The following is a 25,521-nucleotide window of genomic DNA, read 5'->3' as shown; positions in this document are numbered from 1 at the left end:
ACAGCCCGTACCTCCGAGACCGGACAAACCCACGCAATGGACATCGACGCCATCCACAAGGCCCTGGCCAATCCCGTACGGCGCAGCATCCTCGCCTGGCTGAAAGCCCCGCAGGAGAATTTCGCCATGCAGGACTATCCGCTCGAGCTGGGCGTCTGCGCAGGCCTGATCGACGCGCGCACCGGACTGTCGCAATCCACCGTGTCGGCACATCTCGCCACGTTGCAACGCGCCGGGCTGGTGACTTCCAAGCGGGTTGGCCAATGGATTTTTTTCAAGCGTGACGAGCAGACCATCCAGGCCTTTCTCGAACACATGCACAGCGATCTTTGATACCAGCGGCGCGCGAGCGCCTACTTACGCACCCACGGTGCGCCACTCTCCTCGACACCCAGACAAACTGACATGACCTCACTCTTCGACCCCATCCGCATCGGCGACCTCGACCTCCCCAACCGCGTCATCATGGCGCCGCTGACGCGCTCGCGCGCAGTGGGCGGCGGCCGCGTGCCCAACGCCCTGATGGCTGAGTACTACGTGCAGCGCGCCTCCGCAGGCCTGATCCTCAGCGAAGCTACCTCGGTCACCCCGCAGGGCGTGGGCTATGCCGACACCCCGGGCATCTGGTCCGACGAGCAAGTCGCCGGCTGGAAGGTGGTGACCGATGCCGTGCACGCCGCCGGCGGCCGCATCTTCCTGCAACTGTGGCACGTGGGCCGTATTTCCGATCCGGTCTTCCTGGACGGCGAACTGCCGGTGGCGCCCAGCGCCATCGCCGCCGCAGGCAATGTCAGCCTGGTGCGCCCCAAGCGCGCGTTTGTCACGCCACGCGCGCTGGAAACCGATGAAATCCCCGGCATCGTCGCGGCCTACCGCCACGGCGCCGAGAACGCCAAGGCCGCCGGCTTCGATGGCGTGGAAGTACACGGCGCCAACGGCTACTTGCTCGACCAGTTCCTGCAGGACAGCACCAACAAGCGCACCGACGCCTACGGCGGCTCGCTCGAAAACCGCGCCCGCCTGCTGCTGGAAGTGACCGACGCCTGCATCGACGTGTGGGGCGCATCGCGCGTGGGCGTGCACCTGGCGCCGCGAGCCGATGCGCACGACATGGGCGACTCGGACCTGCCGGCCACCTTCGGCTACGTGGCGCGCGAACTCGGCAAGCGCGGCATTGCCTTCATCTGCTCACGTGAAGCGCTGGGCGAGCCCCGCCTCGGCCCCGCGCTGAAGAAGGCGTTTGGCGGCACCTATATCGCCAACGAGAAGATGACCAAGGAAACTGCCGAGCACGTGCTGCAAGCCGGTGAAGCCGATGCGGTGGCGTTTGGCCAGCTGTTCATCGCCAACCCGGACCTGCCGCGCCGCCTGCAGATCGACGCGCCGCTGAACACGCCGCAGCCGGAGACTTACTACCACTCGGGCGCCGAAGGTTATATCGACTACCCCGCGCTTGCCTGAGCACGGTTGCCGGCCCGCGCTGGCTTGCATGAGCGCGCGCGGCCAGGCGAACTGGTCGAGCAGGTGACCGGTTGAACGCCCCGCCCAGCGCGGGGCGTTTTCCGTTGGTCGGGACGATTTGCGCTTGTCGCCGTCATGCCATAATCCGCAGCCATGGCACCCACCGACCAAGCAGAAGGCCCGCAGTCAGCCCCATCGCAGCTGCGCATCCATCGCGCGGAGTACACGCGGCGCATGAACCGCGTGCTCGACTATATCGACCAGCATCTGGATGCACCGCTCGATCTGGCCCAACTGGCGGACGTCGCGAACTTTTCCCGCTTCCATTTTCATCGCTTGTTCGCGGCCTGGATGGGCGAGACGCTGGGCGACTACGCACGCCGGCGCCGGCTCGAGTCCGCCGCATTCCAGCTGGCGTGCAAACCCGGCGCCTCGGTGCTGGAAATCGCACTGGCCACCGGTTTCGGCTCCGGCGAGGCATTCGCGCGCGCCTTCAGGCTCAAGTTTGGCTGCACGCCCTCTGCGTGGCGCGCCGGCGCAGCCGAACACCGCGCCACGCGGGCCGCGGCGGCGCGCGCGCGCCTGGCCAACCGCCATAGCAATCCGGATCAGGTCCTGCGCAACGTCGATCAGGTGGATGGCGGTGCTTTCATCGACCATGGTCTCTCCTGCCAAACAGATGGAGAGAGCAATATGGAAGTCCGCATCATCGATCTACCCGAGGCACGTGTCGCCTACCAACGCCACATCGGCCCCTATGGCCCGGCGATCGGCACCTTCTGGCGTGAAGCCGTCGCGCCATGGATGCATGCCAACGGCCTGGCCGGGCAAATGTGTTACGGCATCGGCCACGATGCCCCCGGCATCACGCCACCGGACAAGTGCCGCTACGACGCCTGCGTGGAGATACCTGAAACCTTCCAGCCCGGCGGCCAGGCCAGCATCTCCGTCTTGCCAGGCGGGCGTTACGCCGTGGCGCAATTCAGCGGCGCCCCTGCCACCATCGCCCAGGCATGGACCTGGCTGACCCGCGAATGGCTGCCGTCCAGCGGTCTGCAATGCGACGAGCGCCCATGCTTCGAGCGCTTCTCGGCAGTGTCGGCACTGGACTCGCGAACGGGCTCACTGACCTGCGAGCTGTGTATTCCCGTGCGTGCGCTATAGCGCTGTGGAACTACCACCTGGATGAGAAGACCCACGAGACGATCTGCGCGTTGCTAAAGCGCAGGCGGGCATAGCGGGGGGACCCCCCCGGACTCAAGAGAATGGCCGGAGCCGCCCTCAGGGAATTGGGTGGGAGAAACGACATGAACTGTCAACTGAACCAAACCAATCCCGATTGACACGGGGAGTCATATCAGCCTCTCGACCATCGCTCCCCAAAAGCGGATACGTGGCTCGCCCATGCCTGACGTTCAATCGGCGAAAGCCGATGTGATCGCCTCCACGACGACACGCACTCTGGCCGTGCGCGCCAAGTCTTGGTGCAACACCAGCCACGCCTCGTAGGGCTTGGCCCGCTGGCACTCCGGCCATAGCCGCACCAGCGCGGGATCGCGCCGGGCCAGGTACTCGGGTAGCTCGCCTATCGCCAAGCCGGCGCGCACGAAGGTCGTGAGCATCAGACTCGAATCCAGTTCGGCAACCACGCGACCCTGTGCCCTGGATTCACCCGCCAGCGTGTCGTCCTGCCGGCCGGTCACACCCTCCTGGTAGAGCGCAATGTCGTGGCTCGCAAAGCCTTTTCCGGGCTGCGGTTCACCATGCTTGTCCAGATAGCCTCGGGTTGCGTACAGGCCAACTTCCCAGCAGCCGAGTTGGCGGACGATCAAGTCCGGTTGCTCCGGCCGCAGGGTACGTACAGCAATGTCGGCCTCCCGCCGCGCCAGGTCGAGCAGCCGCGTCGTGGTGCTCAGGATCACCCGCACCTCGGGATGGCTGGCGCGCAGGCGTTCAATGGCCGGAACCACGAAGTCCACCGCCAACGCGTCGGTGGTGGTCACCCGCACCTCTCCGGCCACGCGCGCGTCGGCACCTTCGCTGCGGCGCTCGAAGGAGACGGCCATGCGTTCCATGTCCTCGGCTATGCGCAGCACTTGCTGGCCGGTGTCGGTCAACACCAAGCCGCCCGTGGTGCGCAGGAACAGCCGGCTGCCCAGCGCCTGCTCCAATCCGGTCAGACGCCGACCCACCGTGGTCTGGTCGATGGCCAGTTGCTGCGCTGCCCCGCGCAAGGTGCTGGCGCGCTGAATTGCCAGGAATATCCGCACGTCGTCCCAGTTCATCACTGCCCCATTGTCAATACCGCAAATATGCAGCCATAGGCTGCTGTTTTGTGCATTTTCACATGGAAGGCATCTCCATAACATAGCGCCCATCCCTTCTGAACCTTTGACGCGCAGCCGGCCCGCCTGGCTGCCGGGAGCTGCCATGCCTCGCTTACCGTTCATTCTGACCGTCGCCATGCTGAGTGCCTTCGGCCTGATTGCTTCGGATGTTTATCTGCCCGCCATGCCGAGCATGACCACGGAGTTCGGCGTGGCCGACTGGCAGATGCCGCAGACAATCTCGTTCTACCTGCTGGCACTAGCAATTGCCCAGTTGGCCTACGGGCCACTGTCGGACCGCAATGGCCGCAAGCCCGTACTGCTGACCGGCATCGCCCTCTACATCGTCGGCTCGGTGGGCTGTGCCACCTCGGCCACCTACAACGGGTTCCTGGCGTGGCGCATGCTTGAAGCAGTCGGCGCGGCTGCAGGCCTTGTCGTTGGCCGCGCCCTGATCGCCGACACTTGCGACAAGCGCACCTCTGCCAAGGCCTATGCGGTGATCTACCCACTGGTGTCGCTGTCGCCAGCCCTGGCACCGGCCATAGGCGGCCACCTGGCAGCGGCCTTCGGCTGGCGGTCAGACTTCTTGTTCGTCGCCGCGTTCGGTGTCGTGGCACTACTGATGGTGATGACGCTGCTACCGGAAACGCTACCCATTGCCGCCCGCACCCGGACCTCTCCCTTTGCCGGCTTCAGTCATGTCCTGCGCGACCGAACTTTTCGCCGCTATACATTGGTGGTCTGCGCAATCTATTGCGCTTGGTTCGTCTACTTGACCCAATCGCCGTTTCTTTTCGCGCGCCAAGGCTTGAGTGAGGAACAAAGCGGCTGGCTGTACCTGCCACTGACGGCCGGCATCATCGGTGCCAACCTGCTGGCCAAGCGGTTGCTTGATCGCTGGCGCTACGACCGCATCCTCGCTGCCGGCATCATGTGCTTCGTGCTTGGCGGCGTGGCATTCCTGGCCGTGGCGGCGCTGGGGCTCCATAGCGCAACCGCAGTAGTGCTACCGATGTGCCTGGTCAGTCTCGCCAATGGCTCGTCGCTGTCGCTGGCGGTGTCCGGGGCCATTGCAAGCGAGCACGGGTATGCGGCCACCGCGTCGGGACTGGTCGGGTTCTGTCAGATCGGCAGCGCCGCGCTGGTAGCAATGGGGGTCAGCGCGGCCTTCGGCACCGGCCTTGGCGTGCTTAGTGGCGCGGTGCTGGTGCTCGGCCTGATCGCGCTGTCCACCTGTCTGCCACGGCCTGGACGCCGAACGGGCGTGGTCTGAGTACCATCATGTACGCCTCTTGAATCCCCGATCCCCGGCCATGAACGCCTCCAGCATGTGGGGGATCAGTTTCAAGGCATCGACGGCTTCGCCGTAGGTCTGCGTGTGGTCCAGTGCGTAGCAGGCATCGATCAGTTTTCTGCTTGCCTTGCTACCAGCACGATGCGTAAAATGAACAAACGTTCGTTCATATTGTTCCGTTATGAGCCAAAACAGACATCAGACGGATCGTCGTACCGTCATCATGCAGGCCGCCATCGACTGCTTCATAGACAAGGGCTTTCACGCGACCAGCATGCGCGATATCGCTTTGGCTGCGTCAGTCAGTCTGGGCAACCTGTACAACTACTTTCCCGGCAAACAGGCTCTTATTGCCGAAGTTGCTAATCAGGAGCAGGCCGAACTAGCGCCGCTGCTACGCACACTCGAAAGAACCACCAATCCATCAACGGAACAGGTAACGCAGTTCCTTGCAGCATACTGGGCGCTTTGCCGGCAGCGCGAATGGGCGATACTGGGCGTTGAATGCCTGGCGGAAATCGCGCGAAGTCCCGCTCTTATGCCTGCGTTCGAGAACAATCGCAGGCAATTGCTCGATACCCTGACAAATGCCATCGAACGTGCCACGAAGCGAGGCGTGTTCAAAGCGACTGCGCCCGCGCGGCTAGTGGCACAGGCGCTGCTAGATATCGTTGAGAACGATGCCTTGCGCCAGGCGTTGATGGCGCAGGCAGAAACCGCCGGCTACCAAGACAGTCCCTCTGTCCAGGTAATGGATGCACTCCATCCAGGGCTCCTGCGCGGCTTGCTTGGAACATGACGTCTGCTCCCCCCGCAAGACCGCGCCTGGATGGTCTGGATCTGGCTCGCTATCTGGCGCTGGCCGGAATGATACTGGTCAACTTCCGGTTAGCGATGCAGCCTGCCGCCCGTGGGCCGGCGTGGCTGGACGGACTATTGGGCTTCCTTGAAGGCAAGGCGTCAGCCACCTTTGTCGTGCTGGCTGGCATGGGCTTGGTGCTAGCCACACGCAATCTGGAGTCGACAACGGCACGCATATGGACGCTACGTCGTTCGCTATTCCTGCTATGTGCAGGATTACTTAATCTGCTGATATTTCCCGCCGACATCATCCACTACTACGCAGTGTATTTCCTGCTGGTATTGCCGTTGCTGCGAGCTAGGACAGCGCCGTTGCTCGCCGCCATGTTGGCCGTGGCAACTGTTTCATTGTGGGCTTTGCTGAACTCCGACTACAGTCAAGGTTGGGAATGGGCAGCGTTACACTACTCCGACCTGTGGACGCCGGCCGGCTTCGCTCGTAACCTGCTGTTCAACGGATTCCATCCGGTGCTGCCATGGTTGACGCTGTTTCTATATGGCATGTTGCTGGCACATCTACCACTGCAACGCGCCAGTACGCAATGGGCGTTGGCAGGAGCCGGATTGTCGATGGCCGTGCTGGCTGGTGTAATCTCACACCTGTGCCAGGACAGCGCCTTTGCCTGGCTGCTAGGCACGACACCTATGCCACCGGGCCCGCTATATCTGCTCATGGGCATTGGCTCCGCCAGCGCTGCCATTGGCGTTTGCCTGCGAATTTCCAGCCAGTGGCCCAATCGGCCGTTGAGATTCCTGCTACCTGCCGGGCGCATGACCCTCAGCATCTATCTGGCACACATTTTCATCGGCATGGGCCTGCTGGAAACACTTGGGGCGCTGGGTGGCAACTGTACTCTGACCGACGCCGCGCTGGCCGCATCAGCTTTTCTGGCATTTGCAACAATCGTGGCCTGGGTCTGGAGCTTCAAGATGAGGCAAGGCCCTGTCGAACGCCTGATGCGATGGCTGACAGCCGTGCGTTAGACGCATGGATTCCGTTCACTTGCAAGCCGCTGCGCCATCGCCTCATGGCTAAGCTCAACAGGCATGTGGCGATGACATGGTTTTGTTAGCCGCGCTTAATCAGCCTGGGCGCCCGAACGTTTCACCACCGCGCCCCACTTGAGGATCTCGCTGTCGACGAACTTGCCGGTTTCCTCCGGGCTCATCGGCATCGGCTCCGAGCCGCGGTCGGTGATGAACTTCGACAGCTCGGGCGACTGCAGCGCCTTCACCGTTTCCGCGTTGAGCTGGCTCACGAGCGCAGGGGGCAGGCCCTTGGGCGCCATCAGGATGGCCCAGCCCAGCGCCTCGAAGCCAGGCACGCCTTGCTCACGCACCGTGGGCACCGACGGCAGCTGCGGCGCGCGCTTGGCCACCGTGACCGCCAGCGGCACGGCCTTCTTCGACTGGATCAGGGGCAGCGCCGCCGTCACCGAATCCACCATCAGCGGGATCTGGTTACCGAGAAAGTCGGACTGCGCCGGGCCGCTGCCCTTGTAGGGGATGTGCACCATGAAGATGCCGGCCTGGGCCTTGAGCATTTCGGCCGACAGATGCTGGGTCCCCCCCACGCCCGCGCTGGCGTAGCTGTATTTGCCGGGCGCGGCCTTGGCCTTGGCGATCAGGTCGCGCAGCGAGACGATGCCGGAAGCCGGCGTGGCGAGGAACACCAACGGTACCGAGAACACGCCGGAGATCGGCTGGAAATCCTGGCGCGGGTTGTAGTTCAGTTTCTTGTACAGCGTCTGGTTGACTGCCATCGCGCTGCCGGCCATCACCAGCGTGTAGCCGTCGGGCGCAGTGTGCGAAGCGATCTCCATGCCGAGGTTGCTGCCCGCCCCGGCACGGTTGTCCACCACCACCGGCTGGCCAAGCTGCTTGCCCAGCCGCTCGGCCAGCGCGCGCGCAAAGATGTCGGTGGCCTGCCCCGGCGGGAAAGGCACGATCAGCTTGATGGGCCGCTCGGGATAAGCGGCGTGGGCAAAGGTGGCAGCCGTCGTCAATGCTGCTGCGGCGGCGATGAGGGCAAAGGGCTTCTTCAAGGGGCGCTCCTGCGTTATTGGTTTTATGTGTGGTGCTGCGTATGTGCATGGCGCGCGGCGCATGAGAACGGCCGCGCAGGGGAGGATTCTACGGGATGGCGCATCGCTGCTGCGCTTGCATTTCCATATGCCGATTGCGGCGTTGGCAAGCCCGGGCGTCAGCCGTATGATGTTCCGCTCCCCCCTTCTTCCGGAGCGCCGCATGAACGCCGTCACCGAACCGCTGCTTGCCTTGTCGGACCCGAGCCTCTCCCTCCCCGCGCTGCGCTTTCCCGCCGTCCAGGCCGAGGTCTCGCCCGCTGAGTGGGCCGTGCGCGTGGAGCTGGCGGCGGCCTACCGGCTGGCGGCGCAGTTCCGCTGGACCGATCACATCTACACGCATTTCTCCGCGCGCGTGCCGGGCCCCGATGCGCATTTCCTGATCAACGCGTATGGCCTGACCTTCGAAGAGATCACCGCGTCCAACCTGGTCAAGGTCGATATCGACGGCGAGATCCTGCGCGACGACACCGGCCTTGGCATCAACCCGGCCGGCTACGTGATCCATAGCGCCATCCACGCCGCGCGCCACGACGTGGGCTGCGTGCTCCATACCCACACCGCCGCCGGCATCGGCGTGTCGGCACAGCGCGATGGACTGCTGATGATTTCGCAGCACGCCATGCGCTTCTTCGACAGGGTGGCCTATCACGATTACGAAGGCATCGCCATCGACCTGGACGAACGCTCCCGGCTGGTGGCAGACCTGGGCGAGCGCGACATCTTCATCCTGCGCAACCACGGCCTGCTGACGTGCGCGCCCACCATTGCGCAGGCCTTCCAGGAACTGCATATGCTGGAGCGCGCCTGCGTGGCGCAGCTGGCCGCGCAGTCCGGCGGTGCGCCGCTGGTGATCGCGCCCGATGCCGTGGCGCGCAAGGTGGCGGACCTGGTGGTGAGCAATGCCGGCGGCGCCGTCACGCGCAAGCACTGGGCGGCCCTGATGCGGCAGCTCGATCGCAGCGATCCGTCGTATCGCCAGTAGCGGTCAGTCACCGTCAGTACGGCGGCAACGGCGGCACGCGCTGCGTGGCCGGCTCAGCGCCGGTGGTCGAAGCGCCGCGCCAGCCGCTCGCCGCCAAACTGCACCAGCGTGACCAGCGCAACCAGGATCACGATCACGTTGAACATCACCGCAGTCTCGTAGCGCTCGTAGCCGTAGCGGATGGCCAGGTCGCCCAGGCCGCCGGCGCCCACCGCGCCGGCCATGGCCGACGAGCCGATCATGGCGATCACGCTGACGGTTGCGCCGCCAACGATGCCGGGCAGCGCTTCGGGCAGCAGCACGTGGCGCACGATGTGCCAGCGCCGGCAGCCCATGGCGCGCGCGGCCTCGATCAGGCCCGGATCGATCTCGTTCAGGCTGACCTGCGCAATGCGCGCAAAGAAGGGAATCAGGTGCACGCTCAGCGGCACCACCGCCGCCCACGTGCCCATGGTGGTGCCGACGATCAGCCGCGTCACGGGCAGCATCGCCACCAGCAGGATGATGAACGGGATCGAGCGGAAGGTGTTGACCAGCGCCGACAGCGTGCGGTGCAGCCGCGGACGCGGACGCAAGCCGCCCGGCGCGCTCAGCGTCAGCACGATGGCCAGCGCCATTCCGCACGCGAACACCACCAGGCAGGCGGCGCTCACCATCAGCAAGGTCTCGCCCAGCGCCTTTACGTACTTGTCAGCCATTGGCGGGAACATAAGCCTCTATCTCGATATTGGCGCGCGCACGGGCGTACGACGCGTTGGCCGCATTGGCGGCATGAATGGCATTGGCAAACTCGCCGCCGGCCGGCACTGGCAAATCCAGCCGCAGCGGACGCAGCAGTGCCAGCGTGGCGGCGGCCTGCGGCTCGGCAAACACCTGCCACACCGTGCCGAGCTCCACCGCGCGGCCTTGGTCGAGCACCAGCACGCGGTCGCAAGCCTGGCGGATCACCGCCATGTCGTGCGTGATCAGCACCACGGTCAGTCCGAGCGTGCGGTTGATATCGCGCAGCAGGGCCAGGATCGACTCGGTGGTCTCGGGGTCCAGCGCCGAGGTAGCCTCGTCGCACAGCAGGATCTCCGGGCGGTGCACCAGCGCGCGCGCAATGCCCACGCGCTGCTTCTGCCCGCCGGACAGCGTGGCCGGATACACCTGCGCCTTGTCGGCCAGGCCCACCAGTTCCAGCAACGCCATCACGCGCGGCACGATCTCCGCGCGCGGCACGCCGGCCACGCGCAAGGGCAAGGCCACGTTCTCGAACACGGTCTTGGCCGACAGCAAATTGAAATGCTGGAAGATCATGCCGATGCGCCGGCGCAGCGCCACCAGGCCGTCTTCATCCAGCGTGCCCACGTCCACGCCATCCACGCGCACCTGCCCGGCGCTGGGACGCTCCAGCATGTTGATGGTGCGTAACAGCGTGGACTTGCCCGCGCCGCTACGCCCGATGATGCCGAATACCTCCGCGCGCGACACCGTGAACGACACTTCCTGCAAAGCGGCCGCGGGCGCGCCCGGGTAGTGCTTGCCAAGCTGCTCGAAGACGATATGCGGCGGACTTGATTGCAGCGGGGGCGCTTGTGACACGATGAAAATCCTCCGGGAACAACTTGAACAACATGAACAACGACATCCGCCACATCAGAACGCAGGGATCACCGAGCCCTGGTACTTGGTCAGGATGAACTTGCGCACCTCATCCGACTGGTACGCCTTGATCAGCGGTGCCACCCACGGCGCCGCCTTGTCACGCTCGCGCACGGCGATCACGTTCACGTACGGGTTGCGCTCCTTCTTCTCCACCGCAATGCCATCGCGCGTGGCGATCAGCCCGGCCTGGTAGGCAAAGGTGTTGACCACGGCGGCGGCATCCACGTCCGGCAGCGAGCGCGCCAGCACCACCGAGGCGCTCTCCACCAGGTCCAGCTTTTTCGGGTTGGCGGTGATGTCGCCCAGCGTGGCCGTGCCGGTGTACGGGTCGAAACCCTCGCGCAGCTTGATCAGCCCGTGGTCGCGCAGGATCACCAGCGCCCGGGTCTGGTTACTCGGATCATTGGGAATGCCCAGCCGCGCGCCCTGCGGCAGCGACTCCAGCGACTTGTATTTGCGCGAGTAAAAGGCGATCGGCGAGATCAGCGTGTCCGCCACCGCCACGATCTTGTAGCCGCGCTGGTTGATCTGGTCACGCAGGAACGGCTTGTGCTGGAACGCGTTGGCGTCAAGGTCGCCATTGTTCAGCGCTTCGTTGGGGCTGGCGGTGCCGGTAATCACGATCGGCTCCACGTTGAGGCCTTGCTTGCTGGCCACCTTGGTCACCACTTCCCAGATCTCTTCGTCCACCCCGCCGCGCACGCCGACCTTGATGGGCTTGTCGGCGGCCAGCGCCGGGGCAGCGCCGATGGCGAGCGCCGTCGTGGCGGCGAGGACCGTGGAGAAAATTGCACGCAGGTTCATAAGCCGTTCACCTCGAAGACGTTGCTGGCGTTGATTGAGCTGGCGAAATGCCAGGCAACCAGTCTAGGTAAGCGACGGCATGCCGGTCCAAGAATAAAACCGCAATAGCAAATCCGGAAATCCTGCCAGCGTGGCAGCCGTGGCGACCAGAAGTCAAAGCGTGCGCACGCCGTACGCATATCCATGCGCCGATTTGTTCTTTCCGCATGCCGGGCCGGCTGCGTAAAGTGATGGGTTTCCGTACGCCGCGCGAGCTGCACGGCTCGCGCCGCCATCACCCCAAGGCTCTACCATGGCTTCCTCCCCGGGGCACGCGCCCGCCACCCCCATCCACAGCGAAGTCGATTTCGACGCGCCGGGCAAGCACACCGGCTACCTGCGCCTGCCGCACTCCGCGCATCGCTCCGCCTATGGCTGGCTGCCCATCCCGATCGCCTCGGTACGCAACGGCGAAGGCCCCGCCGTGCTGGTGATGGCAGGCAACCACGGGGACGAATACGAAGGCCAGATCCTGGTCTCGCGGCTGATCCGCGCGCTCACGCCGGAGATGGTGCAGGGCCAGGTGATCCTGCGGCCGCGCGGCTAGCTGGGCACCTCCATCGGCTCCATCGCGCCAAACCGCCACGACAACCGCCGCGCCGCCTGCAATAGCGTCCCGGCCGTTGCGCCGTCGGTACCGCTGTCGAAGCTGCCCGATGTGCCAATCAGGGCGATGACGAGCGCAATGCTGCCGGTGTGGTCGAACACGGCCGCCGCAAGTGTGTCGATACCGGGCACGGGCCGGCTCAGCGCATTGTCGATCCCCTGCGCGCGGATTTGCGCCAGCCGGGCCGCGTACGCAGGCGCAAGCGCTTCGCCCGCGCCGCCGTCCGCTTCGACGGCTTCCGCTTTCGGTACACCTGCTAGCCGAAGCGCGTCCTGGCCCAGCAGGCCAATCAGCACAGGCTCCGGCAGGTGCGCCGCGAACAGCCGGCCGATCGCCGTATTAACCAGCGACAGCACGGTGCCGACCCGCAGGCTGACGTGCTGTGGCCGCGCGGCTTCCTCCAGGCGGACCACGGTCGGCCCCAGCGGGCCAAGCACTGCCATTGCCACGCTCAGGCTGGTCGCGCCCGCCAGTTCGATCACTTCCGGCTCGGCCTCGCGGGTTGGCGAGAGCCGCTGCAAGGCGATCAGCCCGAGCTCGAGGCCCAGCGGGCCGGACAGGAAATTGCCCGCCGCGTCGCGCGCCAGCAAGCCGATCTTCTGCAGGCTGACCAGATGCGGGAACGCTTTGGCGGGCGGCATGCCGGCCGCGCGCGCAAGGTCGCGCAAGGGCAGCGGCCGCCCGGCCGCGACCAGCGCGGCAAGCAACTGGCCGGTGTTGTCCAGCGACTGGATGCCGCGTTGCGGCTTGGCGGCTTCGCCCGGGATGTCGTCGATTGGCATGGGGGCGGGTGTCATTCGGCTTCGGTAGTGGCGACGATCGCGTCACGGATGGCGGCGGCGGTGTCTAGCAATGCGACAGCCACGGGGCCGCGCCAGCCCACATCGATGGCGCCGGTCGATCCCACCACGGTCAGCGCCAGGCGCAGCCGCCCGCTGGCGTCCAGCACCGGCACGCACAGGCTGCTGACGGCGGGGCTTGGCGCGTCGATGCTGCGCTCGATGCCGCGCTCGCGGATAGCGGCAAGCTCCGCGTCGAACGCGGTGGCGTCCACGGCGGGCGTGTCGCCCGCGTGCTGCTGCGCCCAGATCGCCTGCCACTGGCCTGGCGGAAGAAACGCGCAGAAAACACGGCCGGTCGCCGTTGCCGACAGCGACATCACCGTGCCGACGTGCAGGTTCACGTGCAAGGGCGAACCGGCGTGTGCATAGCGCACGATGGTGGGGCCCTGCGGGCCGGCGGCGCAGATCGCCACACTGAACCCGCACGAGCCCGCCAGCGCGGCCACCCGCGGCACCGCCGCCCGGTAGGCCGGATCGTGATCCAGATACAGCATGCCGAGCTGCAGCGCCAGCGGGCCTGGCTCGTAGCGCCCGGACAGGTGGTCGCGCTTGATCAGGCCAAGCCGCACCAGGCTGACCAGGTAAGTGTGTGCTTGCGCGGGCGCAATCTGCACGCTGGCCGCAAGCTCGGCCAGGGCCATCGGCGCACGGACATCGGCCAGCGCGCGCAGGAAGCGGCCGCCGACTTCCACGCTCTGGATGCCGCGCTGCGCCTTCTCCTCGCCGCCGGCGTCCGCCATGTGCTCCTCGGATCGCGCTGATCGTGCTGGTCGTGGCATTCGGCCCCCGCTTGAAAACCCAGATAGTAATCGACCCGACGCCATCCACCTGGCAAGACCGAGGGTTTCCCCTTGGATTTCTGCGTCTTGCCTGTGCCTTACCCGTCTCGCCAAGTTAGTTAGTCAAAAACAATACGATTTGTTATTGACTAATTTCACTGCGATTCCTAAGATGGCCTTACCCCGATACCGGTGCAGCTATAGAGTGAATACGGGGCGAGACAGTCCCCCGCTATGCAGTGATCCGCTCCGGCGCCTGCTGTCTCGTCTTTTCCCCACGCAAGACAAAAGAGATGAGGCAAGCATGAGCAAGGCATTCGCATCCCAGGCCGACCTGGAAGCCAAGAAAGTCACCTTCACCCAGCTCTCCGAGAACGCTTACGCGTACACCGCCGAGGGCGATCCCAACTCCGGCGTGATCATTGGCGACGACGGCGTGCTGATCGTCGACACCACCGCCACGCCCGCCATGGCGCAAGACCTGATCGCCAGGATCCGCTCGGTGACGGACAAGCCCATCAAGTACGTCGTGCTCTCGCACTACCACGCGGTGCGCGTGCTGGGTGCTTCGGCCTATTTCGCCGAAGGCGCGCAGCAGATCATCGCCAGCCGCGGCACCTACGAAATGATCGTGGAGCGCGGCGAGGCCGACATGAAGTCGGAGATCGAACGCTTCCCGCGCCTGTTCGCCGGCGTGGAAACCGTGCCGGGCCTTACCTGGCCGACGCTGGTGTTCGAGAAAGAAATCACCCTGTACCTCGGCAAGCTCGAAGTGCGCATCGCCCATCTGGGCTCGGGCCACACCAAGGGCGATACCGTGGTCTGGCTGCCGTCGCAGAAGGTGCTGTTCTCCGGCGACCTGGTGGAGTACGACGCGGCCTGCTACTGCGGCGACGCGCAACTCGAGCAATGGCCTGCCACGCTCGACGCCTTGCAGGCGCTGGGCGCCGAGAAGCTCGTCCCCGGCCGCGGCCCGGCCCTGACCAATCCGGAAGAGGTCAAGAAGGGGATCGAGTACACCAAGGATTTCGTCACCACGCTGTTCCAGGCGGGTAAGGAAGCCGTGGTGGACCGCCTGGACCTGAAGAGCGCGATGGCCCATACGCGCAAATCGATGGACCCGAAATTCGGCCACGTCTTCATCTACGAACACTGCCTGCCGTTCGACGTGTCGCGCGCCTTCGATGAGGCCAGCGGCATCCAGCATCCGCGCATCTGGACCGCGCAGCGCGACAAGGAAATGTGGGCCGCGCTGCAAAACTGAAGGCCAATCGCCGCATAGATGGAATGGCCGTACAGCGTGGATGGAGACACAAGCATGAGCAACGATTACCAGAACCAGTCATTTGAGTACCAGCCCTGCCGCGAGCAAAGGCAGGCGCACGCGGGCAAGCCGCACCCGGTGATCGTCGTCGGCGCCGGGCCGGTCGGCCTGGCCACCGCGATCGACCTGGCCCAGCACGGCGTGCCGGTGGTGCTGGTGGATGATGACTGCACGCTGTCGAGCGGATCGCGCGCGATCTGCTTTGCCAAGCGCACGCTGGATGTCTTCGACCGGCTCGGCTGCGGCGAACCCATGGTGGACAAGGGCGTGCGCTGGCACGTCGGCAAGGTCTTCGTGCGCGACGAGCAGGTCTACACCTTCGACCTGCTGCCGGAGGCGGGCCATCAACGGCCGGCCTTCATCAACCTGCAGCAGTATTACGTCGAAGGCTTCCTGCTCGATCGTGCACGCCAGTTGCCGAACCTGGAGATCCGCTGGAAGCACAAGGTGACGGGCATCGAACAGCGTCACGCCGGCACGCCGGACGCGGCCGTGGTGCTGACCGTCGACACACCGGACGGCCCCTATGCGCTCACCGGACGCTACGTGGTGGCGGCCGACGGCTCGCGCAGCCCGCTGCGCAACCTGCTGGGCCTGGACAGCAAGGGCCGCACATTCAAGGATCGCTTCCTGATCGCTGACGTGAAGATGGAAGCCGAATTCCCCACGGAGCGCTGGTTCTGGTTCGACCCGCCTTTCCATCCGAACCAGTCGGTGCTGCTGCACCGCCAGCCCGACAATGTCTGGCGCATCGACTTCCAGCTCGGCTGGGACGCTGATCCCGTGCTGGAAAAAACGCCGCAGCGCGTGATTCCGCGCGTGCAGGCGCTGCTCGGGCCGGACGCGAAGTTCGAGCTGGAATGGGTCAGCGTCTATACCTTCTCCTGCCTGCGCATGGACAGTTTCCGCCATGGCCATGTGCTGTTTGCCGGCGACTCCGCGCATGGCGTCTCGCCGTTCGGCGCGCGCGGCGCCAACAGCGGCGTGCAGGACGCGGAGAACCTTGCGTGGAAGCTGGCGTACGTGATCCAGGGCCGCGCGCCGGACAGCCTGCTCGACACCTATGCGAGCGAGCGCGAATACGCCGCCGACGAGAACATCCGCAACTCGACGCGCTCGACGGATTTCATCACACCGAAGAGTGCGGTCAGCAAGGTGTTCCGCGATGCCGTGCTGGCGCTGTCGAAGACGCATGCGTTCGCCCGGCAGCTGGTGAATAGCGGGCGGCTGTCGTTGCCATCGGTGCTGCGCGATTCGACGCTCAACACGCCTGACACCGGCGACTTTGCCGGCACCATGGTGCCGGGCACGGCCTGCGTGGATGCGCCGATCTCCAGTGCGCAAGGCCAAGGATGGCTGCTGCCGCAACTAGGCGGGCAATTCACCGCGCTGCTGTTCGGCATACCCGACGCCGACAGCCTGGCCGCCTTGCAACGGCTGCAGCAAGGCACCGTGCCGCTCAGGCTGGTGGTGGTCAGCGCGCAAGCCATGTCCGCTGCATCGCCCGGCATAGCGGTGTGGCACGACGCCGAGGGACTCGCGGCGCAGCGCTATGACGCGCGGCCCGGCACGCTGTACCTGATCCGCCCCGACCAGCATGTCTGCGCGCGCTGGCGGCAGGTCGACATCGCCGCCGTCCAGCAGGCCATGTCACGCGCGACCGGCAACTTGCTCGGCACGCAGACCGGCGCACCGGCAGCGCAAGCGGCCGCTGCGGTAGCGGCATGAATCCCGCCGCGACATTCTGAGTCAGAGAGACAGCAATGGCACTCAACACCCAACCCAACCTGGCGCGCGCCGACGACTTCTACGAAGCCCTGATCGACATGCACCGCGATCTCGACGACGGCCAGAGCCAGGCGGCCAATGCGCAATTGATCCTGTTGCTCGCAAATCACATCGGCGACCACGACACGCTCGCCGCCGCCATGCAGCTCGCGCGGCAGGGCGCGGCGCCGGAGATCAGCGCGCAAGCCTGATTGCAGCGGGCGCGGCCCGCTTCCCGCTTCCCGCTTCCACTCATTGCCAATACGCACCAGACGTCGGCATCCAGGGCCCGGCCGGGCCCGCGTTCCCGGAGACAATCCATGACCTATTCCTCTGCAGGGGCCATTGCGCCCCCGGCTCGTGCTGCCCGCGACGAAGACGCGCTCTATCGCAAGATCTGGCTGCGCATCATCCCTTTCCTCTTTGTCTGCTACGTCATCTCCTTCCTCGACCGGATCAATATCGGCTTTGCCCAGCTGCAGATGAAGCAGGACCTGGGCTTCAGCGATGCGATGTACGGGCTGGGCGCCGCCGTGTTCTATGTGGGTTACGTGCTGTGCGAGGTGCCCAGCAACATGCTGCTGGCCCGCTTTGGCGCCCGCCGCACCTTCACCCGCATCATGCTGCTGTGGGGCCTGGCGTCGGTCGGCATGATGTGGGTGTCGACACCCACGCACTTCTATACGCTGCGCTTCCTGTTGGGCGTGTTCGAAGCCGGCTTCTTCCCCGGCATCGTGCTGTACCTGACTTACTGGTTCCCGGCGCGGCGGCGCGCCGCCGTGATGGCCATTTTCTTCGCGGGCGTTGCCGTGGCCGGCGTGCTGGGCGGGCTGGTGTCGGGATGGATCATGCGCGACATGGCCGGCGTGCTCGGGCTCTATGGCTGGAAGTGGATGTTTGCCATCGAAGGTGCGCCCGCCATCTTGCTCGGGCTCGCCGCCGCGGTGTTCCTGGTCGATGGCCCGCAGCAGGCGAGCTGGCTCACCGCCCCGGAGAAGGCATTCCTCGCCGCGCATAACGGGCCGGCCGGACAGGCCACGCGCGCGCACTCGTTGAGCGCGCTCATCGAGGCGTTGCGCAACCCGCGCATCTACCTCTTTGCCTTCATTTACTTCGCGCTGACCTGCGGCTCGCTCACGCTGAGCTTCTGGATGCCCCTGATGATCCGGGACTTCGGCATCACCGATGTGATGTCCATCAGTCTTTACTCCGTCATCCCGAACGCCGTCGGCGCCGTCGGCCTGATCCTGATCGCCCGCCACTCCGACCGGCGCGGCGAGCGGCATCGCCATTTCGTCGCCTGCACGGTGGGCGGCGCGCTGGCACTGGCGCTGCTGACCCTGCACCTGCCCAGCTTCGCGGCGATGCTCGCGCTGCTGTCCGCCGCGTGCGTGCTGATCTTCGCAGCATTGCCGATCTTCTGGTCCTTGCCGCCAAGCCACCTGCCAGCCCACACCGCTGCCGCCGGCATTGCCTTTATCAGCAGCATCGGCATTACCAGCGGCATCGTCAGCCCGTGGGTGATCGGGCAAATCAAGACGCACACGGGCAGCATGGACAACGCGCTGTACCTGCTCGCGGCGTTGCTGCTGGCCAGCGGCGCCGCCATGTGGGCGGGCGTGCCGAAGGCCGAGCCACGGCACTGATCGCCGGGGGCCAGTTGGCCCCCGAGCTCCCATCTTTTTGGGGTTTCGACTAAACTTGCCCGCCCTCTTGTCGATATGAGGGGCGTACTGGCGCCTTCCTTGGCACGCTCGCTTTGCGCGTGCGCACAAGGCGGCCTCCAGGCAGTTCCAGGTCAACATCCAGAAAGGTCTTCCATGCACGCCGGTAGCTACAACAGTTTGCTTGTGCTGTTCTCACTGCTTGTGGCGATGCTGGCCTCCTACACCGCCCTGGACATGGCCGGGCGCATTGCCACCGCGCAAGGGCGCGCGGCCCACTGGTGGCTGGCGGGCGGCGCCTGCGCCATGGGCACCGGCATCTGGTCGATGCACTTCATCGCCATGCTGGCGTTCCACCTGCCGATTCCGCTGGGCTACGACCTGCCCATCACCGTGGCCTCGCTGCTGATCGCCATCGCGTCATCCGCGCTCGCGCTCTGGCTGGTGGGCCGGGAGACCTTGCCATGGCGGCGCCTGGCTGGCGGCGCCTTGTTGATCGGCAGCGGCGTTGCCGGCATGCACTACACCGGCATGGCTGCACTGCGCATGGTGCCGGGTATCCACTACATCCCCTCGTTGTTCGTCCTGTCCGTGGTCATTGCGGTCCTGGCGTCGGGCACGGCGCTGTGGATCGCGTTCAACCTGCGGCGCGAGTCCGTCTGGGTGCGGCCCTTGCGCGCGGGCGCATCGGTGGTGATGGGCTTTGCCATCGCCGGGATGCACTACACCGGCATGGCGGCCGCGCAATTTCCGATCGGCGCCGTCTGCGGCGCGGCGCGCGACGGCATGGACTCCGGCTGGCTGGCCGTGGTGATCATCGTCGTCACGCTGGCCGTGCTGGCGATTGCCCTGATCACCTCGGTGCTCGACATGCGCCTGGAAGCCCGCACCTCCATGCTGGCCATCTCACTCGCCGAAGCCAACCAGGAACTGACCTACCTGGCGCTGCACGACAACCTCACCAAGCTCCCCAACCGCGCACTGCTGGAAGACCGGCTCGAGCAGGCGATCCAGGGCGCCACGCGGGAGAAGAGCCGCTTCGCCCTGATGTTCATGGACCTGGACGGTTTCAAGGCGGTCAACGACGCCTACGGCCATCCCGTCGGCGATCAGTTGCTGGTGGAAGTCGCGCGGCGCATCGGCGCCAATGTTCGGTCGCAAGACACCATTGCACGGCTGGGCGGCGACGAGTTCGTGCTGCTGGCCGGCGTCAACGAGCCGGCGGATGCCGCCACCCTTGCCGAAAAGGTGCTGAGCGCCATGCGCGAGCCCTTCCAGGTAGCCGGGCGCGAGTTGCGCGTCTCCACCAGCATCGGCATCGCCATGTACCCTGGCGATGGCGAGCTCCAGCACGATTTGCTGACCAACGCCGACGCGGCGATGTATCACGCCAAGGCGCTGGGCCGCAACACCATCTGCTTCTTCGAAGCATCGATGAACGCCAACGTGCACGAGCAGCTTCAGCTGGTGCAGGACATGCGCATGGCGCTGGAACGCCGTGAGCTGACCCTGCAGTACCAGCCCAAGCTCACCGCCCCCAGCGGCCCGATAGTCGGCGTGGAAGCCCTGGTGCGCTGGATGCACCCCACGCGCGGCCTGATCGCCCCGGACCAGTTCATCCCCCTCGCGGAGAAAACCGGCCTGATCGTGCCGATCGGGGACTGGATCCTGGACGAAGCCTGCCGGCAGATGCGGGCATGGCGCAACGAGGGCCGCCCCGAGTGGACCATGGCGGTCAACCTCTCGGCGCTGCAGTTCCGGCACGCCAGCCTGATCGCGACCGTGCGCGACACGCTGGCCCGGCATGAGCTGGAGCCAGCCTGCCTGACGCTGGAGGTCACCGAATCCACGGCCATGCGCGACGCGGACGCCAGCCTGCAGATCCTCGAGCAGCTCCACGACATGGGCGTGCGCATCTCGATCGACGACTTCGGCACCGGCTACTCGAGCCTGCTGTACCTCAAGCGGCTGCCTGCGAGCGAGCTGAAGATCGATCGCGGATTCATCCGGGACCTGTCACGCGATACCGAGGATGCGGCGATTGTCTCGGCCATTGTGGCGCTGGGGCGGACGTTGAATTTGAATATCGTTGCAGAAGGGGTCGAAACGGCGAAGCAGCAGGAGTTCCTGACGCGGCTTGGATGCAATTCGCTGCAAGGATTCCTGCTCGGACGGCCAATGTCCGCGGAGAACCTGATTGAATCGCTGTCCAGCGACAATCTGCTATTGGATGCCGGATGAAGAAGGCCCCATACCCTGGGGCCACTAAACGACGCGGGCTACCTCACGCCGCATTATGACTAGCCAAATACTTGACCAACCCCTCAATCCCCCCTTTGGCCACAATATCCGCGAACTGCTTACGATAAACCTCAATCAGCCAAGCCCCGCTCATATTGATATCGTAAATCGACCACCCCGCCGCGCCCTTCTGCAGCCGATAATCGATCTGCACCTCATCCCCGTTGTTCAGCACGCTGGTCTCCACCACCACATCCTTTCCCGCGGTCCGCGGCGCCTTGTAGCGAAACTTCAGCGTCTGCTCGCGCACTTGTGAAAGGGACAAGGCGTAGCTGCGCACCAGCAGCGTCTGGAACTGCTCGTAAAGCTGCTTCTGCTGCTCTGGCGTGGCAGTGCGCCAGGCGCTGCCGACCGCAAGCCGGGTAGTGCGCTGAAAATCGGCATAAGGAAGGAACTGCCGGCGCACCACGGCCGTGATCTTGTCCAGATCGCCGTTGCGGGTGTCGGCGTTGGCCTGGATGGTGGTGAGTACGCCTTCGACGGCGGCGCGGACCATGCGGTCCGGCGAGGCGCGGTCAACGCCCACGGCTGCGGGACTCTCGCCAGGTGTCGCTGCCGGCGCGGTGATGGGCAAGGATGCGCCAAGGACAAAGACAAAGCCGGCGCAAACCGCGAGCACGGTGGCGTGGCATCCCGCACGGGCAAAGCGATGGCGGAAACGGCGAGGCATCGCAATGATCCTCCACGAACAAGATGCGCTCGCCCGGGGCCCGGGGTACCCGCATCTCTTGCCTAATGCTAGTGCTTTGCCGCCAAAAATAAAATGACGAAAACGACAGTGGCCGGCGCGCACCACGCACCGGCCAATGCCAGCAGGCAATTACTGGGTCAGCGCCTTGAAACCTTGCAGCAAGCGCTCGATGTCATCCATCTGGATATTGCCCATCGTGGAAATGCGGAACAGCTCGGCCGACAGCCCGCCCTGGCCCGCATAGATGACAAACCCGCGTTCCTTCAGGCCGTCGTGCAACTGGGGATACGACAAGCCGGCCGGCAAGCGGTAGGCCCGCAGCACCACGGAGGACTGGTCCGACGGCCACAGGGCCGGCATGCCCAGGGCCTCAAGCCCGGCGCGCGCGCGTTCCGCAAGGGCCGCATAGCGCGCATGGCGGGCGCGCCAGCCACCCTCTTGCGCCAGTTCGCGCAGCGCTTCCACCAGTGCGTAATAGGCATGCACCGACGGCGTGAACGGTGTATTGCGCTGGTCCTGCAAGCGCGCGAGCCGCCCGAGATCGAGGTAGTACGTCCGGCTGGCGGCTTGCTCCAGCGCGCTGCGCCGCACAATGACGAACGATGCGCCCGGCACGCCATGCAGGCACTTGTTGGCCGTGGCCGCCACCGCGGCAATGCTGCCGCCGAAATCGATCGCCTCGGCGCCGAAGCTGCTCACGCCATCGACCAGCAGGCGCACATCCCGCGCGCGGCACAGTGCGTCCAGTGCCTGGAGGTCGTTCAGGCGGCCGGTGGTGGTTTCATGATGGATCACCGCCACGTGCGTGATCGCGCAGTCCGCTTCGAGCGCGGCGGCAATGCGGGCAAGATCGGGCGCTTGCATCCAGTCGTGCGCAACGACCTCATGGGCGATGCGGTACTGCGTGGCGATCTGCGTGATGCGCTCGCCGTACACGCCGTTCTGGACGATCAGCAGCTTGCCTTGCTCGGGCACCAGCGCGGCGATCATGCTCTCCACCGCCGCCGTGCCGGAGCCGGTCATCAGGACCGCGGCCCACTCGGCGGGATCCAGCTCGTAGATGTCCAGCAGGCGTGCGCGGGCTTCGTCCTGCAGGTCGAAGAACTCGCTTTCGCGGTGGCACAGGTCGGGCTGCAGCAAGCTTTGGCGGACACGTTCCGACAGGGTAACGGGGCCCGGATTGAGTAGCAGCATTTACTTCCCTCCTTGGTCGGCACCGATGTGTCGCGCCAGGCGCGTCTTCACATCGACCGGGGTGATGGTCGGGCGCGGCAAGCCATCCGGCGTGCCGGCGCTGATCGTCAGCGCGACAAAACGCGGGCCGGTGGCGCTCGCAGGCGCGGCCGTGAGCGTCTGGTCTAGCAGGTCGAGCTGGTCGCCTTCGGCCGCCGACGCATAGCCGCAGGCAGACGCCACGCCGGCAAACGAGACATGGTGCGACACGGTCGCCTGTCCGCCGGTGGAGTCATGGGCGCCGTTGTCGAGCAGCACATGCGTGAGGTTGCCCGGGCCATAGGCGCCGAGCGTGGCGAACACGCCCATGCGCATGAGCGCCGCGCCGTCGCCATCCACGGCGACCACGTTGAGGTCCGGACGCGCGAGCGCAAGGCCTAGCGCGAAGGGCGTGAGGCAGCCCATCGAACCCACCATGTAGAGCTGGTTGGCTCGGTCGTCGAGCGCGTAAAGCTCACGCCCGCAGAAGCCGGTCGATGCCAGCACCACGGTCTTGTCCATTGGTGTATGCGCGATCACGCGTTGCAGCGCGTCGCGGCGCGTCGGCAGGCCATCGCGCGATGCGCCCTGCGCGCCCGAGAGCGGCGTGCACTTGGGGCGCGGCGCGGGCTGCTCCTGCTGCTTGAGCGCATACGGCGCGACGCTGCCCTTTTGCATCACCAGCGCGTACGGACGGCCGGTGGCATCCATATGCGCCACCGCGCGATCCAGCGCCGGGCCAACCTCGGCCGGGTCGGTCGGGAAGGTTTCCCACGGGATTTCCATGGTGTCGAGCATCGTCGGGGTGACCGGGCCCATCAGCGCGTGCTGCGGTTCGTCAGCCACGCCCGGCTGCCCGCGCCAGGTCACGATGAGCAACTGCGGCAGGCGAAACGTCCACGTGAGCGAGGTCAGCGGGCTGACCGCATTGCCCAGGCCGGAGTTCTGCATCATGGTGACGCCGCGGCGGCCACCCTGCGCGCCCAGCGTCACGCCGGCGATCAGCGCCACCGCATCGCCTTCGTTCGCCGCCGACACGTAGTGCAGCGACGGATCCTGCATCACATAGTTGATGAACGGCGTGAGATACGAGCAGGGCACCCCGGCATACCAGTCGAAGCCGCGCGCACGCGCGGCCTCGACAAACTGTGCCGCTTCGATCATCGGGCTTCCTCTGCGTCCGTGCCGCCGACCGCAAACGGCGTCTGCGTATGCGCGAAATCGCCCGCGCGACGGAAGTCGTCGAGGTCGTTCACGCCGCGCCAGTGGCCGTGCACATACTTCACTTCGATCTCTTCGCCGGCTTCGACCAGCGCGTTGAGCAGCGCGGGCATGTCCAGCGTGTTGAAGTCGTCGCGCTTGCGCAGCTCGGCGACCAGCTTCTGCAGGCGCGCGCGGCCCTCGCCGCGCACGTTCAGCAGGCCGATCCAGCGGCCGTGCGGTGCCTGGGCTTGTGCGGCGCCCGGCTCCTGGCCCTTGCTCGACACATGGCGCAACAGGATCTTCTGGCCGAACAGGTCGCGGTCGTCGGGCGCGGAGCAATAGGCGAAATCACGCACGCTCTGGTTCGACTCCGTGGTCAGCGACGAGTCCACCACCACGCTGAACGGCGCGTCGCTCTCCAGCAGGTCGCGCAGGATATAGCTGCGGAACAGCAGGTCGCCGTAGGCGATCACGGTATCCGTCTGCAAGCCGTCGACGGCGCATGCCAGCGAGGCCAGCTCGCCGGTCTGCGCGTATTGCTCGTTGACCACCAGCTTGATGCCGGCCGTGTCGATGGCCTTGGCCTGGTAGCCGCCCACCACGGTGATGTCGTTGATCGACTGCTTCTTGAACGCGTCCACCAGCCAGCGCAGCAGCGGCTTGCCGGCCACGGGCAGCATGACCTTGGGACGGTCCTCGGTAAGGGGCTCCAGGCCGGTGCCACGGCCGGCCGCCAGCACCACCGCCGCGCCCGGCGCTTGCGAGCCGGACAGGTAGATCTTCTCGGCGGTCGAGTATTCGTCGGCGTCCTGCAGGCGGAAGATCTCGTTGACGGTGGCGATGCGGTCTTCCACGTTGACCAGCGTCTCGCTGTCGTGGATTTCCTTGGCCACGGCCTGCATCGAGGATGCCGCCACGCGGATCAGGTGGTTGGCCCAGATCACCACGCTGATGCCGGCCTTGCGGAAGGCTTCGGTCGGGGTGCTGTAGTACTTGGTCGGCACGATCACCAGCGGGCCCCGGCCGGCCCACTCGCGCGCGAACTGCAGGATCTCGTCCGGGCGCGACAGCTTGCTGTGGATCAGGATGGCGTCGGCGCCGGCCTGGCGATAGGCCTCGGCGCGGCGCAGGGCTTCGTCCATGCCCCAGCCTGCGATCAAGGCTTCCACGCGGGCAACGATGGAGAAGTTGTCGTCCGACTGCGAATCCTTGCCGGCCTTGATCTTGCCGCAGAACTCATCGATCTCGGCCAGCGGCTGGCGCTCGCCGTCGATGAAGCTGTTGGTCTTGGGAAACTGCTTGTCCTCGATGCACACGCCGGCAATGCCCCGCTGCTCGAGCTTGCGCACCAGGCGGCGCACATTGTTGAAGTTGCCGTAGCCGGTGTCGCCGTCCAGCAGGATCGGCAGGTCGCTGGCGTCGGCCATGAACTCCAGCGTGTCGACCACCTGGGTCCAGCTGGCTTCGTTGTTGTCGCGCACGCCGTACTGGGCGGAAATCGCCAGGCCAGAAGCCCAGATGGCCTTGAAACCGGCCTCGCGCACGATGCGCGCGGACAGCCCGTTGTGGGCTTCCATCATGAATTCCAGCTCGTTGCCGACAATCATCTGGCGCAGCCGGGCGCTG

Annotated in this window: 24 protein-coding genes and 1 pseudogene; 13 read left to right on the top strand and 12 right to left on the bottom strand. The window is 65.8% G+C overall.

Translation table 11 applies throughout. The annotated features are described in order from the left end of the window. The first annotated feature begins 36 nt into the window (after nt 1–36). From A9975_RS25145 to A9975_RS25135, 3 genes are all read left to right on the top strand, one after another. Nucleotides 37–333 (top strand): helix-turn-helix transcriptional regulator, encoded by a 297-nt coding sequence (locus A9975_RS25145; protein WP_183035137.1) that lies wholly within the window; start codon nt 37–39, stop codon nt 331–333. 72 nt (nt 334–405) lie between these two features. Then, nucleotides 406–1,461, top strand: a complete 1,056-nt coding sequence (locus A9975_RS25140; RefSeq protein WP_183035136.1) for an alkene reductase — start codon at nt 406–408, stop codon at nt 1,459–1,461. Between the two features lie 153 nt (nt 1,462–1,614). After that, nucleotides 1,615–2,625, top strand: coding sequence for a GyrI-like domain-containing protein (locus A9975_RS25135; protein WP_183035135.1), 1,011 nt, complete (start codon nt 1,615–1,617; stop codon nt 2,623–2,625). 251 nt (nt 2,626–2,876) lie between these two features. Here the strand turns inward: A9975_RS25135 and A9975_RS25130 are convergent, their stop codons facing one another. After that, nucleotides 2,877–3,746: a LysR family transcriptional regulator gene (locus A9975_RS25130; protein WP_183035134.1), complete on the bottom strand. Its 870-nt coding sequence runs from the start codon at nt 3,744–3,746 to the stop codon at nt 2,877–2,879. Nucleotides 3,747–3,891: 145 nt separating this feature from the next. Here A9975_RS25130 and A9975_RS25125 point away from each other — a divergent pair, with 145 nt between their 5' ends. Next, the gene (locus A9975_RS25125; RefSeq protein WP_183035133.1) at nt 3,892–5,064 is read left to right on the top strand and encodes a multidrug effflux MFS transporter; all 1,173 of its coding nucleotides are present in this window, start codon (nt 3,892–3,894) and stop codon (nt 5,062–5,064) included. Between the two features lie 6 nt (nt 5,065–5,070). Here the strand turns inward: A9975_RS25125 and A9975_RS38600 are convergent, their stop codons facing one another. Next, a complete protein-coding gene (locus A9975_RS38600; protein ID WP_370565469.1) occupies nt 5,071–5,199 on the bottom strand; it encodes a DUF2274 domain-containing protein in 129 nt (42 codons plus the stop codon). A 67-nt stretch (nt 5,200–5,266) separates the two neighbouring features. On the opposite strand from A9975_RS38600, the gene A9975_RS25115 reads away from it, so the two are divergent. Next, on the top strand, nt 5,267–5,884 hold the full coding sequence (locus tag A9975_RS25115) for a TetR/AcrR family transcriptional regulator (protein ID WP_183035132.1): 618 nt from the start codon (nt 5,267–5,269) through the stop codon (nt 5,882–5,884). Then, a complete protein-coding gene (locus A9975_RS25110; protein WP_183035131.1) occupies nt 5,881–6,930 on the top strand; it encodes a DUF418 domain-containing protein in 1,050 nt (349 codons plus the stop codon). The genes A9975_RS25115 and A9975_RS25110 overlap by 4 nt, the downstream gene beginning before the upstream one ends. Nucleotides 6,931–7,025: 95 nt before the next feature. Here A9975_RS25110 and A9975_RS25105 read toward each other — a convergent pair whose 3' ends face one another. Continuing rightward, nucleotides 7,026–7,991: a tripartite tricarboxylate transporter substrate binding protein gene (locus tag A9975_RS25105; RefSeq protein WP_183035130.1), complete on the bottom strand. Its 966-nt coding sequence runs from the start codon at nt 7,989–7,991 to the stop codon at nt 7,026–7,028. Between the two features lie 202 nt (nt 7,992–8,193). Here A9975_RS25105 and A9975_RS25100 point away from each other — a divergent pair, with 202 nt between their 5' ends. Further along, nucleotides 8,194–9,015 carry a class II aldolase/adducin family protein gene (locus A9975_RS25100; protein WP_220810888.1) on the top strand — a complete coding sequence of 274 codons (822 nt, stop codon included), beginning with the start codon at nt 8,194–8,196 and terminating at the stop codon, nt 9,013–9,015. Nucleotides 9,016–9,068: 53 nt separating this feature from the next. Here the strand turns inward: A9975_RS25100 and A9975_RS25095 are convergent, their stop codons facing one another. The 3 genes from A9975_RS25095 to A9975_RS25085 are packed head-to-tail and all read right to left on the bottom strand — an operon-like array spanning nt 9,069 to nt 11,466. After that, the gene (locus A9975_RS25095) at nt 9,069–9,725 is read right to left on the bottom strand and encodes a methionine ABC transporter permease (RefSeq protein ID WP_183035129.1); all 657 of its coding nucleotides are present in this window, start codon (nt 9,723–9,725) and stop codon (nt 9,069–9,071) included. Beyond that, the gene (locus A9975_RS25090; RefSeq protein ID WP_183035128.1) at nt 9,706–10,599 is read right to left on the bottom strand and encodes an ATP-binding cassette domain-containing protein; all 894 of its coding nucleotides are present in this window, start codon (nt 10,597–10,599) and stop codon (nt 9,706–9,708) included. Before A9975_RS25090 ends, A9975_RS25095 begins: the two co-directional genes overlap by 20 nt. 54 nt (nt 10,600–10,653) lie before the next feature. Continuing rightward, nucleotides 10,654–11,466: a MetQ/NlpA family ABC transporter substrate-binding protein gene (locus A9975_RS25085; protein WP_183035127.1), complete on the bottom strand. Its 813-nt coding sequence runs from the start codon at nt 11,464–11,466 to the stop codon at nt 10,654–10,656. A 292-nt stretch (nt 11,467–11,758) separates the two neighbouring features. On the opposite strand from A9975_RS25085, the pseudogene A9975_RS25080 reads away from it, so the two are divergent. Beyond that, nucleotides 11,759–12,043: pseudogene (locus A9975_RS25080) on the top strand (succinylglutamate desuccinylase/aspartoacylase family protein); the annotation flags it as partial. A 5-nt stretch (nt 12,044–12,048) separates the two neighbouring features. On the opposite strand, the gene A9975_RS25075 reads toward A9975_RS25080, so the two are convergent. Continuing rightward, nucleotides 12,049–12,894, bottom strand: coding sequence for an IclR family transcriptional regulator (locus A9975_RS25075; RefSeq protein WP_183035125.1), 846 nt, complete (start codon nt 12,892–12,894; stop codon nt 12,049–12,051). 11 nt (nt 12,895–12,905) lie between these two features. Then, nucleotides 12,906–13,694, bottom strand: coding sequence for an IclR family transcriptional regulator (locus tag A9975_RS25070; RefSeq protein WP_255503431.1), 789 nt, complete (start codon nt 13,692–13,694; stop codon nt 12,906–12,908). A gap of 343 nt (nt 13,695–14,037) precedes the next feature. Between A9975_RS25070 and A9975_RS25065 the strand changes: the two genes are divergently transcribed. The 5 genes from A9975_RS25065 to A9975_RS25045 all read left to right on the top strand — a co-directional run bounded on the left by A9975_RS25065 (nt 14,038) and on the right by A9975_RS25045 (nt 20,729). Beyond that, nucleotides 14,038–14,997: an MBL fold metallo-hydrolase gene (locus A9975_RS25065; RefSeq protein WP_183035123.1), complete on the top strand. Its 960-nt coding sequence runs from the start codon at nt 14,038–14,040 to the stop codon at nt 14,995–14,997. Between the two features lie 54 nt (nt 14,998–15,051). Continuing rightward, nucleotides 15,052–16,785, top strand: coding sequence for an FAD-dependent oxidoreductase (locus tag A9975_RS25060; protein WP_183035122.1), 1,734 nt, complete (start codon nt 15,052–15,054; stop codon nt 16,783–16,785). Nucleotides 16,786–16,820: 35 nt separating this feature from the next. Then, a complete protein-coding gene (locus A9975_RS25055; RefSeq protein WP_174427511.1) occupies nt 16,821–17,036 on the top strand; it encodes a DUF2783 domain-containing protein in 216 nt (71 codons plus the stop codon). 108 nt (nt 17,037–17,144) lie between these two features. Then, nucleotides 17,145–18,470: an MFS transporter gene (locus A9975_RS25050; RefSeq protein ID WP_183035121.1), complete on the top strand. Its 1,326-nt coding sequence runs from the start codon at nt 17,145–17,147 to the stop codon at nt 18,468–18,470. Between the two features lie 174 nt (nt 18,471–18,644). Beyond that, complete coding sequence (locus tag A9975_RS25045) at nt 18,645–20,729, top strand: bifunctional diguanylate cyclase/phosphodiesterase (protein WP_183035120.1); 2,085 nt, start codon at nt 18,645–18,647, stop codon at nt 20,727–20,729. 43 nt (nt 20,730–20,772) lie between these two features. On the opposite strand, the gene A9975_RS25040 is transcribed toward A9975_RS25045, so the two are convergent. From A9975_RS25040 to aepX, 4 genes are all read right to left on the bottom strand, one after another. Continuing rightward, complete coding sequence (locus tag A9975_RS25040) at nt 20,773–21,459, bottom strand: ABC transporter substrate-binding protein (protein WP_183035119.1); 687 nt, start codon at nt 21,457–21,459, stop codon at nt 20,773–20,775. Nucleotides 21,460–21,609: 150 nt separating this feature from the next. After that, nucleotides 21,610–22,674, bottom strand: coding sequence for a 2-aminoethylphosphonate aminotransferase (locus A9975_RS25035; RefSeq protein WP_183035118.1), 1,065 nt, complete (start codon nt 22,672–22,674; stop codon nt 21,610–21,612). Beyond that, nucleotides 22,675–23,856 carry a phosphonopyruvate decarboxylase gene (gene aepY / locus A9975_RS25030; protein WP_183035117.1) on the bottom strand — a complete coding sequence of 394 codons (1,182 nt, stop codon included), beginning with the start codon at nt 23,854–23,856 and terminating at the stop codon, nt 22,675–22,677. Further along, entirely contained in the window at nt 23,853–25,502 is a 1,650-nt protein-coding gene (gene aepX / locus A9975_RS38460) for a phosphoenolpyruvate mutase (RefSeq protein WP_220810889.1), read from the bottom strand. Before aepX ends, aepY begins: the two co-directional genes overlap by 4 nt. Nucleotides 25,503–25,521: the final 19 nt, after the last annotated feature.

The sequence above is a fragment of the Cupriavidus sp. UME77 genome, from assembly GCF_014170355.1.
Classification (GTDB): domain Bacteria; phylum Pseudomonadota; class Gammaproteobacteria; order Burkholderiales; family Burkholderiaceae; genus Cupriavidus; species Cupriavidus basilensis.
Note: the sequence above shows the minus strand (reverse complement) of the source record. Positions and strands in the feature narration are given on the sequence as shown.